This is a genomic window from Reyranella soli (assembly GCF_007992495.1).
In the GTDB taxonomy this organism is placed as follows: Bacteria; Pseudomonadota; Alphaproteobacteria; order Reyranellales; family Reyranellaceae; genus Reyranella; species Reyranella soli.
In genome coordinates, this window is sequence record NZ_BKAJ01000094.1 from 1 (window position 1) to 14,765 (window position 14,765).

Genomic DNA, 14,765 nt, shown 5'->3' on the forward strand with positions numbered 1-14,765 from the left:
GGACCGGAAGAAAATGATTAGGCGCGGTGTCGGAATCTCGCTTGGCCAATCGTCTTCAAGACGGACGAGCTATGGAGAACAGCAATGACCATTACGATCACCGCCTTTGAGCGGTCGCCCGATCGCGGCAGGGGTCTGGCGCGTGACATGGGCGTACGCTGGGCACTCGAAGAAGTCGGCCAGCCTTACGACGTTCGTCTTCTTTCGTTCGAGGCGATGAAGGAACCCGCGCATCTCGCGCTTCATCCTTTCGGGCAGATCCCGACCTATGAAGAAGGTGATCTCGCCCTGTTCGAATCGGGGGCAATCGTGTTCCACATCGCGGAGCACCATCCGGGCCTGCTGCCGGACGATGCGAAAGCCCGGGCGCGCGCGATCACCTGGATATTTGCCGCGCTCAGCACGATGGAGCAGCCGATCGTCGATCGCGAAATGGCCGCGTACATGGAGCGCGACAAGAGCTGGTACGGCGAGCACCTGCCCATGCTCGACGATCGCGTCCGCAACCGACTCGACCAGCTTTCTCGTAGGCTTGGTGATGCCGACTGGCTCGACGGCGGGTTCAGCGCCGGCGACCTCCTTATGGTGACAGTGCTGCGCAGACTGGAAGGCTCAGGCATGCTGGACGAATATCCGAACCTCACCGCCTATGTCGCCCGCGGCGAAGCGCGACCCGCATACAAGCGTGCTTTCGCCGCTCAGTTAGCGGTATTCACCGCCGCATCGACCGGCTGATCATGGTCTTCGTCCTCCGGACCGCGAGCCTCCGGCTCGCTCATGATTCATGAGCGAGCCGGAGGCTCGCGGTCCGGAGGACTTTGATTAGTTCCTGCCTTCGATCAACCCGCGGCACACGACCTGCGCCTGGATCTCCGCCGCGCCCTCGAAGATGTTGAGGATGCGGGCGTCGCAGAGGACACGGCTCACCGGGTATTCCATGGCGTAGCCGTTGCCGCCGTGGATCTGCAGCGCATTGTCGGCGTTGCTCCAGGCGACGCGGGCGGCCAGCAGCTTCGCCATGCCGGCCTCGATGTCGCAGCGGCGGTCGCTGTCCTTCTCGCGGGCGGCAAAGTAGGTCAGCTGGCGGGCGATCATGGTCTCAACGGCCATCCAGGCGATCTTGCCGGCGACCCGCGGGAAGGCATAGAGCGGCTTGGCGAACTGGATGCGCTCCTTGGCGTAGCGCAGGCCCAGCTCGAGCGCGTTCTGCGCCACGCCGACGGCGCGCGCCGCCGTCTGGATGCGGGCGCTCTCGAAGGTCGCCATGAGCTGCTTGAAACCCTGACCTTCCTTCTCGCCCAGAAGGTTGGCGGCGGGGACCTCGAAGCCGTCGAAGCCGATCTCGTATTCCTTCATGCCGCGATAGCCCAGCACGCGGATCTCGCCGCCGCTCATGCCCTTGGCCGGAAACGGATCGGTCTCGGTGCCGCGCGGCTTCTCCGCCAGAAACATCGACAGGCCCTGGTAACCGGGCTTTGACGAGTCGCTCCTCGCCAACAAGGTCATGATATCGGCGCGGGCGGCGTGGGTGATCCAGGTTTTATTGCCCTGGATCCTGTAGACGTCGCCCTCCAGCACGGCGCGGGTCCTGAGACTCGCCAGGTCCGAGCCGGTGTTGGGCTCGGTGAACACTGCCGTCGGCAGCAGCTCGCCCGAGGCGATGCGGCTGAGGTACTTCTTCTTCTGCGCCTCGGTGCCGCCCGAACGGATCAGCTCGGCCGCGATCTCCGAGCGCGTGCCGAGCGAGCCGACGCCGATATAGCCGCGCGACAGTTCCTCGGTGACGACGCACATGGCGAGCTTACCCATGCCCAGTCCGCCCCACTCTTCCGGGACGGTCAGGCCGAACACGCCCAACTCGGCCATCTTCTCGACGACCGGCAGCGGGATCAGCTCATCCTTCAGGTGCCAGTCGTGGGCATGCGGCGCCACCTCGCCGTCGACGAAGCGGCGGAACTGGCGGCGCACCTCTTCCAATGCCTCGTCGCCCAGCTCCAGGGCGCCGAAGTTGCCGGTGTCGAGGCCGTCCGTGATCAGCTCGGCGATGCGCATGCGGACCGCGGCGGTGTTGCCTGCGATCAACTTGCGGACGGCGGGCGTATCGAGCGGCGCCGCGTCGAGACCGAGATCGCCCGGTCGCACGATCTCGACCTGGCTGATGGCGATGCCGCCGGAAAGCTGGGCGAGATACTCGCCGAACGCCGACTGAAGCATCAGCAGCTCGAGCTCGCCCTTGCTGCCCTGTTCCGCCCAGTGCCGCATCTGGCGCAGGGCTGCGACATAGGTCGCGATCCAGGCGAAGCCGTGCGCGGCGAACTGCTCGCGCTCCAGGATCTTCGGATCGACCTTGCCTTTGGGAGCCACCAGGCCGCGCACCGCTTCGCGCGCGGCGACCTCGTACGCCTCGGCGTCGCGCTCCGCTTCGGAGGCGAGGCCGAGCAGATTGTCCAGCAGCATCAGTCGTCCAGCGCGTCTTCGAGGGTGCGCAGGCCCGGCCGCTTGGCCGAGACCAGCACGGCCATGTTCCCGGGCTTGTGCTGGTTCTTCCACATCTTGGTGTGGGCCTTGGGGATGTCGGCCCACTCGAAGACCTCGCTCATGCAGGGATCGATGCGACGCTCGATCACCAGCTGGTTGGCCTGGCTGGCCTGCAGCAGGTTGGCGAAGTGGCTGCCCTGGATGCGCTTCTGGCGCATCCACACGAAGCGGGCATCCATGGTGAGGTTGTAGCCGGTGGTGCCGGCGCAGAAGACCACCATGCCGCCGCGCTTCACGATGTTGCACGACACCGGGAAGGTCTGCTCGCCGGGATGCTCGAACACGAAGTCGACGTCGTTGCCCTTGCCGGTGATCTCCCAGATCGCCGCGCCGAACTTGCGCACCTTCTTCATGTACTCGGCGTAGTTCTTCTGGTCGTCGACATCCGGCAGCTGGCCCCAGCAGTCGAAGTCGTTGCGGTTGATGACGCCCTTGGCGCCGAGCTGCATCACGAAGTCGGTCTTCGACGGATCGGAGATCACGCCGATCGCGTTGGCGCCCGCCGTGGCGATGAGCTGCACGGCCATCGAGCCGATGCCGCCCGCCGCACCCCACACCAGCACATTGTGGCCGGGCCGCAGGATGTGCGGACGATGGCCGAACAGCATGCGGTACGCGGTGGCGAGGGTCAGCGTGTACGACGCGCTCTCCTCCCAGGTGAGATGCTGCGCGCGCTTCATGAGCTGGCGCGCCTGTACCTTGCAGAACTGCGCGAACGAGCCGTCCGGCGTCTCGTAGCCCCAGATACGCTGGCTGGTGGAGAACATCGGATCGCCGCCGTTGCACTCCTCGTCGTCGCCGTCGTCCTGGTTACAGTGGATGACGACCTCGTCGCCGACCTTCCAGCGCTTCACCTTGGCGCCGACCGCCCAGACGATGCCCGAGGCATCCGAGCCCGCGATGTGGAAGGGCTGCTTGTGGACATCGAAGGGAGAGATCGGCAGGCCGAGGCCGGCCCAGACTCCGTTGTAGTTGACGCCCGCCGCCATCACGAGAACCAGCACCTCGTCCTCGCCGATCGTGTGCGTCGGTACGACCTCGAGTTGCATGGACTGCTCGGGCGGACCGTGCCGGTCGCGCCGGATCACCCAGGCGTACATGTTCTTCGGCACATGACCGAGCGGCGGGATCTCGCCGATCTCGTAGAGATCCTTCTTCGGCTGGTTGGCCGTCGGATGCTCACGCGTCGGGAAGGCGACAACGGACATGGATGACTCCTCTCGCAGTGCGGCGAAGGTATTGCTGCGATAGCGAGAGTGCAACGCACAAATTACGATAGGTTCCAAAAAGTCACAGGGAAAAACAATAAAATTACCCCCATCCTGCGGAAGTCACAGATTGCGCAGGACGTCGACTCGGCCCATTTTCGAGGTAGGTGAACGGTCATTCACCTGACGGTCCCGAGTCTGCGGAGGAAACCAATGAAGCTCATGTGGTTCCACCTGATGCCGTACACGGAGCTTCCAGACGACTTCAACAAGAAGCATCCCTCGGTGTGGGTCGATATCCATTCGTCGCTGTTCGACCCACGCCGGGCGCACCATATGTACAACGACTTCATGGACGAGCTCGAATACGCCGCTGAGGTGGGCTTCGACGCCGTCTGCGTGAACGAGCACCATTCCAACGGCTACGGGTTGATGCCCTCGCCCAACCTGATCGCCTCGTCGCTGGCGCGCCGCACGACGGACACCGCGCTCTGCGTCATGGGCAATTCGCTGGCGCTCTACAATCCGCCGACGCGCGTCGCCGAAGAGTTCGCGATGATCGACTGCATCTCGGGCGGACGGCTGATCGCGGGCTTCCCGGTCGGCTCACCGATGGACACCTGCTACGCGTATGGCCAGAACCCGAGCAGCTTGCGCGAGCGCTACTACGAGGCGCACGACCTCGTGAAGAAGGCATGGACCGAGAAGGAGACCTTCGCCTTCTCCGGCCGCTACAACCAGCAACGTTACGTCAACATCTGGCCGCGGCCGATCCAGAACGATCCGCATCCGCCGATCTGGATCCCGGGCGGCGGCTCGATCGAGACGTGGCGGTGGTGCGCGGAGATGGACTACGTCTACTGCTATCTCTCGTACTACGGCTACAAGGCCGGACTCACGACAATGCAGGGCTTCTGGAACGAGATGTCCAAGCTCGGCAAGGATCGCAATCCGTACCGCGCGGGCTTCCTGCAGTTCGTCGGTGTCGCCGAAAGCCGCCAGCAGGCGCTCGATCTCTACACCGAGCCGGCCGAGTACTTTTACGGCCGCTGCCTGCACGTCGATCCGCGCTTCGCATTGCCGCCGGGCTACACGACGGAAGCGACGCAGCGCGCCGGCATCGAAGGCATGATGACCAAAGCCGCCAACCTCGCCAATCCCTCGACCAAGGCGGCGCTCAAGGCCACCAACATGAAGGACATCGTCGACGGCGGTTACGTGCTGATCGGATCGCCCGACGAGGTCGTCGAGCAGATTCGCCATGTCGGCACCAGCCTCAATGTCGGCCACCTGATGCTGCTGCTGCAGTACGGCAACATGAGCAAGGACGTCACCAAGTACAACACGCGCTTGTTCGCCGAGAAGGTGATGCCAAAGGTGAAGGACCTGTTCGGCGAATGGGAAGACAAGTGGTGGCCGAAGCCGATGGCCAGGGGCCAGCGCGCGGCCGTTCCCGCCTTCGCCCCACAGCTCGCCGCGGAGTAGCCGTCGTGTCAGAGCTGAAGACGACCACCGTCGAGATCAACGGTTTCCCCTGCCGCGTCTGGACCAAGGGCAGCGGCCCCAAGCTCGGCTTCCTCGCCGGACTGGGCGGCCTGCCGCGCTGGCTGCCCTTCCTCGACCGGCTGGCCGAGACGCGCACCGTGATCGCGCCATCGCTGCCGGGCTATCCCGGCGCGACCGGCCATACCGAGCTCGACACGCATCTCGACTGGGTTCTGGCGGTGCGCCAGCTCATCGACAAGAGCGGCCTGGCCGGCGCCGACCTTCTAGGCGCCTCGGTGGGCGGCGCCTTCGCGGCCGAGATGGCGGCGATTTTCCCCGCTCATGTGCGCAAGCTCTGCCTGATCGCGCCCTTCGGGCTGTTCGACGACAAGGAGCCGGCCGCCGATCCCTGGGCGCAGCGCCGGGACAACGTGCCGGCCCTCATGTGCGCCGACGGCGCCAAGTGGACTGAGCTGGTGGCGCCGCCCGAAGGTGCCAACTCGGTCGAATGGCCGATCGAGATGACACGCGCCTCGGAGGCCGCCGCGCGCGCCTTCTGGCCGCTCGGCAACACGCGGCTGGAGAAGCGGCTTGGCCTGATCGCGGCGCCGACCCTGATCCTGTGGGGCGAGCGCGACGCCGTGCTGCCGCCGAGCTATGCGAAAAAGTTCGCCACCGGCATCAACGGCTCGACCCGGGTGCAGACGGTGGCCGATGCCGGCCATCTCGCCTACCTCGACCAGCCCGACGCCGTCGCCCGCGCCGTTCTTGCACATTTTGCCTGATCACGTTCGTTTTTAGGGGCGGCTTCGAGGTTGCGTCGGCGGTTCGGATCGCTATTGTCCGGCGCGTTAGGGTTTTGCGAGGTAGAGGGCGATGAAAATCCGTTCGATGAGCGTTTCGCTGGTTGCGGCGGTGCTGGCGGTGGGGACGATCCTGCCTGCGTCGGCCCAGGTGACGGCTGTGCCGCGCGAGGGCGTGGCCTTCAGCGATACGGTCACCCAGCGCGTCAAGGTCGAGACGGTCGATCCCGACGATCGGACGATCGCCTTCACCACGCCCGACGGCCAGGTCCTTGTCCTGCCGGTCAGCCCGAATGCGGGCAACCTTGCCAACATCGCCGACGGCTCGACGGCCAACGTGACCTACAGCCAGATCGTGACCATGCTGAACCTGCGCCAGAAGGGCCCGGGTTCCAAGGAAGCGCGCCGCGACCAGATGAACGTCAAGCCGAACAAGACCGATATCGAAGCTGGCCGCTTCACGCTGACGGTGACGGCGGTCGACCTGCCCAACAACACCGTGTCGGTGATCGAGGGCGACGGCGGCGCGGTGCGTACCTACAAGGCCAACACCATCGCCAAGCAGGACATGCTGAAGAAGATCAAGGTCGGCGATGTGGTGATCGGCCTGACGACGCCGCTGATGGTGACGGCGGTCTCGCCGGCCAACTAGTCCCTGGAATCACAAGGGCCTGCTACGCCTCGGCTGTCATCCCGAGCGTAGCGAGGGACCTTTCCCGTGGCCTCAAAGGCCCCGCGCTACGCTCGGGGTGACAGGTCAGGGATCGCTCGACGATCTCGCGTGAGACGCGTGTGGGCTGGAAGACTATCAGCCTTCCGGCCGCTGCGTGGCCGCAGGCTGCGCGCCGTAGAGGGGCGGTAACGGGCCTGGCTTGGTTTCCAGCTCTGCCCGTCGGCCCCACAGGCGCAGCGCCTTGAGGGCGACGGCCGTCAGTTGCGGCAGGAAGCTGGGACGCAGCAATTCCGGATCGAAGACGTTCATGCGCCGGCTGTTCTCGGCGTAGCAATCTTCGAGGAAGCGCCGGAAATTGAAGCCGTCGAGGAACATGCTGACCTGGAGGGCCGCCAGGCTCTTGCCGTCGTCGACCTGCTGGCCACGACGCGCAAAGCTGATCTTGTTGTGCACCGCCCGCACGTAGTAGCGCAGGGTCACCAGCGGCGAGACCGTCCGTGCGAGCCAGCCCTTGTGGGCTTCCGTATAGGCCATCCAGTTGATGAAGAAGACGATGTGGCGCGTCTCCTCGTACATCAACATCGAGAAGATCTGCATGATCTCCCGCGGCAGGAATTCCGATTGCCACGCGATCTTGAACAGGCCGAAACCCACGAACGAATCGAAACATTCACCGAAGCCGAAATCCTTGAAGCTGGTTTCGATGTCCGCGCCGAGGTCCTCGATCGGCCGCTCCGGGGCGTCGAGGCCGTATTTCTCCACCATCACGCGGATCAGATTCGCATGCCGGGTCTCCTCCCGGCCCTGCAGGGCCAGCGCCTCCTTCAGGACCGGATCGGCGACGGTTTCGGTGAAGGCCGCGACGATCGCGCCGGCACGTCGCTCGAAATAATAAACGTCCTCCCAGAAGGGCACCTGCCGGAGGCGGTGCAATGCCGCCTCGTCCAGGACAGGCCAGGGCAGCGTCTCTGGATCATAGTCGAGATAGGTTCTCGCAAAGTGCGAGCAGAAAGCATCTCGATGCTCTAGGGATCCGATTTTCATAACAGGCAAGCCCCCGTCGCTGCGCGTATTGATGGCCACGAATCCCCTGTTTTGTCCATCGCGTCGGAACCACCAAAAGGCATGGGGTTGCAAAGTCGGCGCGAATGCCTAGTGGTGTTTTGCCAGTCTTCGCATCAATCTCGAGGCGCTTCTTGTCCATGGGCACTTCGCTGGTCGGTCGTATCGTCGCGGTCAGCATCCGGCATTCGCTGATCGTTCTGCTTGCCACGCTCGCGGCGACGGCGGCGGCCCTCGTCTACCTCGCCCAGAACTTCGCCATGACGGCCGAGACCGGTCAGCTTATCTCGCCCAAGCTGGAATGGCGCAAGCGCGTGATCGAGTTCGACAAGGCCTTCCCGCAACTGCTGAACCTGACCATGATCGTGGTCGACGGCGCGACGCCGGAGCTTGCCGATGACGGGGCCAAGCGGCTCGCATCGGCGCTGCAACAGCGACCCGATCTTTTCCACAATGTACGCCAGCCGGACGGCGGCCGGTTCTTCGAGCGCAACGGCCTGCTCCTGTTGTCCATGGACGATGTCCGGTCGGTGACGGACGCCCTGATCAAGGTGCAGCCGCTGCTGTCGGCGCTGGCCGCCGATCCCAGCCTGGCCGGGGCGATGAAGATGCTCAACGTCACCCTGCTGGGCGTTGATGCCGGCGACGTGAAGCTCAAGGACATCGAGCCCCAGCTCAAGGCGCTGGCGGGAACATTCGAGAAGGCTGTGGCCGGACAGCCGGCCTACTTTTCCTGGCGTACGCTAGTCACCGGCGACACACCCGATCTCGGCGACACGCGACGGCTCATCCTCGTCCAGCCCGAGATGGACTATGGTCAGCTGCAGCCGGGCCAGGGCGCGAGCGACGCCATTCGCGCGCTGGCGCGATCGCTCAATCTGGATCCCGCTCATGGCGTCACCGTGCGCCTCACCGGGCAGGTGCCGTTGGCAGACGAGGAGTTCGCCTCGCTCGCCGACGATGCCGGCCTGATCACGGGCGCCATGGCCGCGGCGCTGATCGGCATCCTCTGGCTGGCGGTCCGCTCGACGCGCATCACGATTGCGATCATCTGCACCACCGTGATCGGCCTGATCATCACGGCGGCGATCGGCCTGCTGGCCGTCGGTCGCTTCAACCTGATCTCCGTCGCCTTCATCCCGCTGTTCGTCGGGCTCGGCGTCGACTTCAGCATCCAGTTCAGCGTGCGAGCTCTTGCCGAGCGGCTCGTCCGGCCGAGCCTGGAGGCCGCGCTCGCGGCGACCGGCACGGCCATCGGCAAGGCACTGGCCTTGTCGGCCGCAGCCATCGGCGTGGGCTTCTTCGCCTTTCTGCCGACCAGCTACCTCGGCGTGGCCGAGCTAGGGACCATCGCCGGGCTCGGCATGATCGTCGCCTTCACGCTGACCATTGTCCTGCTGCCGACAGTCCTGACCCTGCTGCGCGCACCGCAAGCCGGGATGAAGGAGGTCGGCTTCACCATGCTGGCGCCGGTCGACGATCTCGTGCATCGCCATCGCCGCGCCGTGCTCGTCGTGGCGCTGGTTGCCGCAGTCGCAGCCGCGGCGCTGCTGCCGCTGCTGCGTTTCGACTACAACCCGCTCAACATGAAGAGTCCCAGGGTCGAGTCGATGGCGACGCTGCACGACATGCAGTACGATCGCAACTGGAGCATCGACGCCATCAATATTCTGGTGCCGTCGCTTGCCGACGCGGTGCCGCTCGCGCGCCGCCTGGCCGAGCTGCCGGAAGTGTCCCGCGTCGTCAGCCTCAACAGCTTCGTGCCCGAGAACCAGCAGGAAAAGCTGGTGCTGATCGGCGATGCCGTGGATGTGGTCGAGCCTGTGCTCAACGTGGAGCCCGCCCAGCCGGCAACGGACGCAGAGCTGCAGCAGCGACTCGGGGCGACGGCAATCTCGCTGCGGCAAGCGGCGGAACATAGCCCGGACGCGGCCGCGGCCGCCGCGGCGCGCCGCCTGGCCGACGTGCTCGATCAACTGAAGGCCGCCACGCCGCAGGTTCGCACTGCCGCGGCGGCGGCCGTGGTGACGCCGCTCAAGATCATGCTCGACCAGGTGCGCGCCGAGTTGAAAGCCCGCCCGATCTCCATCGAGACCCTGCCAAAGGAGCTCATTGGCGACTGGGCCGCCGTCGATGGGCGCGCCCGGCTGCTGGTCCTGCCGAGGGACGATCACGACGACGCATCGCTTCGGCGCTTCGCGCAGGCAGTCCAGTCCGTTGTGCCAGATGCGACCGGTTGGCCGATAACCACCGCCGCATCGGGCGAGAGCGTCGTCCATGCCTTCCTGCAGGCCGGGGGCTACTCGTTCGTGGCCATTACGCTGCTGCTGGTCGTCATGCTGCGCCGAACGCGCGACGTCGTGCTCACCATGCTACCCGTCATGCTGAGCGGCCTTCTGACGTTCGCCACCTGCGCGGCCCTCGACCTGCCGCTGAATTTCACCAACATCATTGCCTTGCCGCTGCTGTTCGGCATCGGCGTCGCCTTCAACATCTACTTCGTGCTCGCCTGGCGCGCCGGCGAGACGGCCATGCTGCAATCGAGTCTGATGCGCGCCGTCGTGTTCAGCGCAATGACGACGGCCACGGCCTTTGGCGCGCTTTGGCTGTCGAGCCATCCCGGCACCGCCAGCATGGGCCGGCTGCTGATGATCTCGTTGGGCTGGGAGCTGCTCGTCACTCTGCTGTTCCGGCCGGCGCTGCTGGCGCAGCCGCCGGTCCGGACGATCGCGGCAACAGCTTAGAGGTCAGCGCTTCGCGCGGGCTTCCAGTTCGTCGATCAGCGCTTCGACTTGGCCGCCGTGATTGCGGATGTAGGAAACGAAATCCGCCCGCCTGGTCATGGTCATGCTGACGCCCTCGGTCCTGACGTCGACGATGCGCGGGCCCTGGCCTTCGTTGCGTACCTCCCATTGGACACTGAGCGGATCACCGCTGTTCTGGGTGAGCTTGCTGTCGACGACGGACACGCCGTTTCCCCGGGGGGTGATGCGGCCGACCGCGATCGTCTGGCCGCGGTATTGACCGAAGCGCTCGGCATAGGAGCGCGCCTCCACGCTTGCCGAGGCCTTGAGGAAGCGCTGGCGTTGCTCGGGAGTGGTCTTGTCCCAATAGCTGCCGAGCGTCGAGCGGCCCATGTAGGCGAGATCAAAATAGGACTCGAGCACGCGCCGGATGCCGGCCTCGCGTGCTGCGCCGGCGTTGGCCCTGGCGACTTCGATCCCCTGATCCGCCGCCCTTTGGACGAGCTGGACCGCAGGATCCTGTTCGGCCGCCGCCTGCCTGGACGCCATGACGGCAAGGCCGGGGCCGGTGAGCGCGATGGCGGCTGCGCCAGTGGCCAAACGCAGTACGCTTCGACGGCGGACGAACGACGACACTGATCTCTCCTTGCGAGTAATTGCTGACCGCGGCATGGTCAGAATCATTTAGCTCACCGCCGCATGGGGACAAGTAGGCGCGGCACTTTTACGCCCTGGTGTGCGCTGTCAGCAACACTGCTCAAAAACTGTGCCGCAATTGGGGCTTAAAGGCGGCTCCGACGAGACATCGCTGCCGGCATTTTTTGGTCAGAGCGACAGCGGCAGCACCAGCCGCTCCCTGTACATCATGTCCCGATGCTCGAGCAGCATCGGGTCGAGCGCCGCAGCGGTCGCCGCGTCGAGCGTCTCCAAGGCGGTGCGCGAGCCTGCGTCCATCGCACACTGCTCGTGCGGCAGAGGCGCGAACAGCGCCATGAAGGTCGCGCTGTAGATGTCGACCGCCGTCAAGGCATTGCCGACATAGTAGCGGCTGCCCGCCGTCTTCTGCGCCTTGAGCCGCGCCGCCAGCATCCCGAGCAGCTCGATGAGGCGCGCGCCAGCAGCACGGCCGGTTTCAGGGCTGTGGCCGTATTTCTTGGCAAGATACCCAGCGACGCGCGGCAAAAAACCGCCGGCACCCTGCAAGCCTGCGTGGATCAGCTGCAGGCGGCGCGTCCAACCGAGCCCTTCCTCGCCGCAGATCTCATGGGCGAGGCCGAAGACGAGCGCGCGCTCGGCCGGATCCTTCGGCAGCAGCGCTGGCGTCGGCGCCAGGCGCTCGGCCAGCAGCAGGATCTCGGCCCACCCCGCGCGCGGCTTGTCATCATCGTAGATCGCGACCGGGCCGGAGCGCTGGCCGGCCCAGTCCTTGAGCGGCTCGCTGTCGTAGACGAGCCGCACTGCCGTCCAATCGATGCCTTTGATGTGCAGGATACCCTTGGCGGCTTCGCCCCATGGGCTCGGGATGCCGCCGACCACGACCATGCGCCATCCCTGCGCGCGATCGCCTCGTCGACACTCACATATTCGAAGGGCATCTAGCGGACGTCTACGTCTTCCCAGAAGCCGATCCAGTGATCGACCGGCTGCATCTTGGCCTGAGGCGCCTCGTAAGACCACGCCGCGCGTAGGCTCTTCGTGTCGCCATCGACGACGTCATAGAACTGCACGCCGTGCGGACATTCGAGATCGCGCGGCGTCTTGGGCGTGCTCTTGAGCAGGTCCATGCGCACCGTATCGCGCGGGAAGTAGATGTAGCCGCCTACTTCCACGGTGCTGTCGCTCTCGGCGATGGTCTTGCCGCGCCAGGTTGCCTTGGTCATCGGTCGCGTCCTCTATTGGTGAGATTTGCCGCTATTAGGTGAGGACGCGAGCCGGGCTTTCAAGCGGTTTTGAGCCCGCTGGTTTTGAGGCCGCCGGTTTCAGGCCGCCGGTATTCAGGCAGCTCGGGCAGCGATCGGCTCCGGCGCCGTGGCCTGCATGCTCGGCCGGGTGCTCATCTCGCGCATCCAGCGGTCGATGTTGGGCGACGCCTCGCCGATCTCCTTCAACCCGGGGACGGCCGGGAAATTGAACGCGATCGGCGCCAGGAACAGGTCGGCCGCGGTCAGGCTGTCGCCGGCCAAGTAGCGGCTTTCGCCGAGCCGGCGGTCGAACACCGGCACGACCTCTTTCGCCTTGGCGAGATACTTGTCGGCCATCTCCTGCGGCACCGGCAGGAAGCCGAAATGGTTGGCGAGGTAGCGCAGTGCCGAGTTGACCAGGGAATCGCAGACCGCGCTCACATACTGGTCGCACAGGGCGGCCTGCCGAGAATCCGTCGGCCACAGCTTGGGGCCGGGGAAAGTGCGGTCGAAGTAGCGCAGGATGGCGGTCGATTCGAAAAGCGTCAGATCGCCGTGCGTGATCGCCGGGATCTTCTGGAACGGGTTGAGCGCGCCCATCTGTCCCGGGAACGTCGGCACCAGCTCGTAGTCGATGCCCTTCTCGTGACAGGCCAGCCGCACCGTACGGGTGAAGCTGCTGGGCGGTACGCCGTAGACCTTGATGTCAGCCATAGTCCCCTCCTTCTTCCTCAGTACTGGTCGTGACGTCGAACCCAGGCCATCGGCCAGGGCAGCCCGCGCTCGTCCCGCCCCTTCGAGGTGAGATCGAGCATGTGATAGGTGCCGTTCACCATCTCGAGGCCGCGGCCGTAGGTCGAATAGGTGTGATAGACGGCGCCGTCGGCGCCGCGGCGGAACACGCTGACCCCTGGCGCTTCCTCGCCGCCGAACGCCGACGTGCCGAAATTGTAGTTGGGTGCTCCCTCGACCCGCTTCGCCGGATCGAACGACACGGCGTAGTCGTAGTTGAAGTCGCTGCCGAGCGACGACACCCAGCGGAACGTCCAGCCCATGCGCTTGCGGTAGGCCTCGATCTGGCTGACCGGCGCGCGCGAGACCGCGACCAGCGCGGTGTCGCGATGCGCCAGATGGACGTCGACGCCGTTGTAGTTGTCGGCCCAGAAGGAGCAGCTCGGGCACCCTTCCTTCCAGTCGGGCCCGAGCATGAAGTGATAGACCAGGAGCTGGCCGAGGCCACAGAAGAGGTCGGCCAGGCTGCACCGGCCTTCCGGCCCCTCGAAGCTGTAGGTTTTCTCGACACTCTCCCAGGGCAACGCGCGACGCTCCGCGGCGAGCTGGTCGCGCAGACGCGTCAGCTCCTTTTCACGCACAAGATGGGCCCGCTGGGCCTTCAGCCATTCCTCATGGGAGACGATGCGCGGATCGGACATGGCACTCCTCCTCTGGTTCAGGCGGCGCGGGACAGGAAGGCGTCGAGCTTCTCGAACGATCCGGTCCAGCCCCAGTGATGACGCATGGTGCCGCCGCCGTCGCGGAAGCGGGTCTGGGTGAGCGTGAGCTCCGTGCGCTTGCCGACCGGCCGGAACTGCAGCGTCACCGTCGTCTCGTGCTCGCGCGGCGTGTCCAGCGAGCCGGTCTCGTGCCACGCCCAGGTGAAGGAGAGGAGCCGAGGCGGATCGATGGCGAGATACTTGCCCGAGACCGCGCGCGTGGTGCCGAGCCCCTCGCCCGTCAGTTCCCATTGACCGCCGACGCGCAGGTCGAAGCGGCAGTGCGTGTTCGTCATGCCGTGCGGGCCGAACCACTGCATGAACTGATCGGGATCGGTCCACGCCGCGAAGACGCGCTCGGGTGCAGCATCGAACGTGTGGGTCATGACCAGCGTGAGGTCGTCAGGAGCGGCGCTTGCGACCATCGCTCTTTCCCTTCGGTTGCGGTGCCGTGCGCTTGAGGTAGGCCTCGAGCCTGTCGAACTGCTGTTCCCAGAAGCGGCGGTATTCCTCGATCCAGTCGGCGGCGGCGCGCAGGCCCTCGGCGCGCAATTCGCAGCGCCGCCATTGCGCCTCGGTGTGGCGCTCGATCAGGCCGGCGTCAGTCAGCACCCTGAGATGCCGCGACACCGCGGGCAGCGACATGTCGAACGGCTCGGCGAGCTCGCCCACCGTGGCCGCACCGATGGCGAGCCTGGCCAAGATGGCGCGGCGGGTGGGATCGGCAAGCGCCGAGAAGGTCTGGGAGAGCGTATCCATATTTAACATACTTGTTAAATACAAAACCAACCTTCGTCAAGCCCATTCCCCGCGATGTCATTGCCGCCAGCCGGCCGGGACCCTATGAAGGCCGCCCCG

The 14,765-nt window shown here is 65.6% G+C and carries 15 protein-coding genes; 5 read left to right on the plus strand and 10 right to left on the minus strand.

From position 1 onward, the window contains the following. Positions 1-84: 84 nt before the first annotated feature. Positions 85-735 carry a glutathione S-transferase family protein gene (locus RSO01_RS26180; protein ID WP_147152995.1) on the plus strand — a complete coding sequence of 217 codons (651 nt, stop codon included), beginning with the start codon at positions 85-87 and terminating at the stop codon, positions 733-735. An 87-nt stretch (positions 736-822) separates the two neighbouring features. Here RSO01_RS26180 and RSO01_RS26185 read toward each other — a convergent pair whose 3' ends face one another. Both RSO01_RS26185 and ccrA read right to left on the minus strand, forming a co-directional pair. After that, positions 823-2,457 (minus strand): acyl-CoA dehydrogenase family protein, encoded by a 1,635-nt coding sequence (locus RSO01_RS26185; RefSeq protein ID WP_147152997.1) that lies wholly within the window; start codon positions 2,455-2,457, stop codon positions 823-825. Next, positions 2,457-3,746 (minus strand): crotonyl-CoA carboxylase/reductase, encoded by a 1,290-nt coding sequence (ccrA, locus tag RSO01_RS26190; protein ID WP_147152999.1) that lies wholly within the window; start codon positions 3,744-3,746, stop codon positions 2,457-2,459. The genes RSO01_RS26185 and ccrA overlap by 1 nt, the downstream gene beginning before the upstream one ends. 213 nt (positions 3,747-3,959) lie before the next feature. Here ccrA and RSO01_RS26195 point away from each other — a divergent pair, with 213 nt between their 5' ends. From RSO01_RS26195 to RSO01_RS26205, 3 genes are all read left to right on the plus strand, one after another. Further along, positions 3,960-5,231, plus strand: a complete 1,272-nt coding sequence (locus RSO01_RS26195; RefSeq protein ID WP_147153001.1) for an LLM class flavin-dependent oxidoreductase — start codon at positions 3,960-3,962, stop codon at positions 5,229-5,231. A gap of 5 nt (positions 5,232-5,236) precedes the next feature. Next, on the plus strand, positions 5,237-6,016 hold the full coding sequence (locus RSO01_RS26200; RefSeq protein ID WP_170303369.1) for an alpha/beta fold hydrolase: 780 nt from the start codon (positions 5,237-5,239) through the stop codon (positions 6,014-6,016). Between the two features lie 106 nt (positions 6,017-6,122). After that, a complete protein-coding gene (locus RSO01_RS26205; RefSeq protein WP_170303370.1) occupies positions 6,123-6,686 on the plus strand; it encodes a hypothetical protein in 564 nt (187 codons plus the stop codon). A 156-nt stretch (positions 6,687-6,842) separates the two neighbouring features. Here RSO01_RS26205 and RSO01_RS26210 read toward each other — a convergent pair whose 3' ends face one another. Continuing rightward, positions 6,843-7,790: a DUF459 domain-containing protein gene (locus tag RSO01_RS26210; protein ID WP_174825956.1), complete on the minus strand. Its 948-nt coding sequence runs from the start codon at positions 7,788-7,790 to the stop codon at positions 6,843-6,845. 119 nt (positions 7,791-7,909) lie between these two features. Here RSO01_RS26210 and RSO01_RS26215 point away from each other — a divergent pair, with 119 nt between their 5' ends. Next, a complete protein-coding gene (locus RSO01_RS26215; RefSeq protein WP_147153108.1) occupies positions 7,910-10,513 on the plus strand; it encodes an MMPL family transporter in 2,604 nt (867 codons plus the stop codon). Between the two features lie 3 nt (positions 10,514-10,516). Here the strand turns inward: RSO01_RS26215 and RSO01_RS26220 are convergent, their stop codons facing one another. The 7 genes from RSO01_RS26220 to RSO01_RS26250 all read right to left on the minus strand — a co-directional run bounded on the left by RSO01_RS26220 (position 10,517) and on the right by RSO01_RS26250 (position 14,666). Further along, positions 10,517-11,149, minus strand: coding sequence for an MlaC/ttg2D family ABC transporter substrate-binding protein (locus RSO01_RS26220; protein ID WP_170303371.1), 633 nt, complete (start codon positions 11,147-11,149; stop codon positions 10,517-10,519). A gap of 189 nt (positions 11,150-11,338) precedes the next feature. Continuing rightward, the gene (locus RSO01_RS26225; protein WP_218037462.1) at positions 11,339-12,055 is read right to left on the minus strand and encodes a glutathione S-transferase family protein; all 717 of its coding nucleotides are present in this window, start codon (positions 12,053-12,055) and stop codon (positions 11,339-11,341) included. A gap of 53 nt (positions 12,056-12,108) precedes the next feature. Next, entirely contained in the window at positions 12,109-12,393 is a 285-nt protein-coding gene (locus tag RSO01_RS26230) for a DUF427 domain-containing protein (RefSeq protein ID WP_147153010.1), read from the minus strand. Positions 12,394-12,507: 114 nt separating this feature from the next. After that, the gene (locus RSO01_RS26235; RefSeq protein ID WP_147153012.1) at positions 12,508-13,128 is read right to left on the minus strand and encodes a glutathione S-transferase family protein; all 621 of its coding nucleotides are present in this window, start codon (positions 13,126-13,128) and stop codon (positions 12,508-12,510) included. Between the two features lie 17 nt (positions 13,129-13,145). Next, the gene (locus tag RSO01_RS26240; protein ID WP_147153014.1) at positions 13,146-13,847 is read right to left on the minus strand and encodes a DUF899 domain-containing protein; all 702 of its coding nucleotides are present in this window, start codon (positions 13,845-13,847) and stop codon (positions 13,146-13,148) included. A gap of 17 nt (positions 13,848-13,864) precedes the next feature. Continuing rightward, positions 13,865-14,332: an SRPBCC family protein gene (locus tag RSO01_RS26245; protein ID WP_147153016.1), complete on the minus strand. Its 468-nt coding sequence runs from the start codon at positions 14,330-14,332 to the stop codon at positions 13,865-13,867. Further along, positions 14,310-14,666, minus strand: coding sequence for an ArsR/SmtB family transcription factor (locus tag RSO01_RS26250; RefSeq protein ID WP_147153018.1), 357 nt, complete (start codon positions 14,664-14,666; stop codon positions 14,310-14,312). The genes RSO01_RS26245 and RSO01_RS26250 overlap by 23 nt, the downstream gene beginning before the upstream one ends. Positions 14,667-14,765 lie beyond the last annotated feature (99 nt).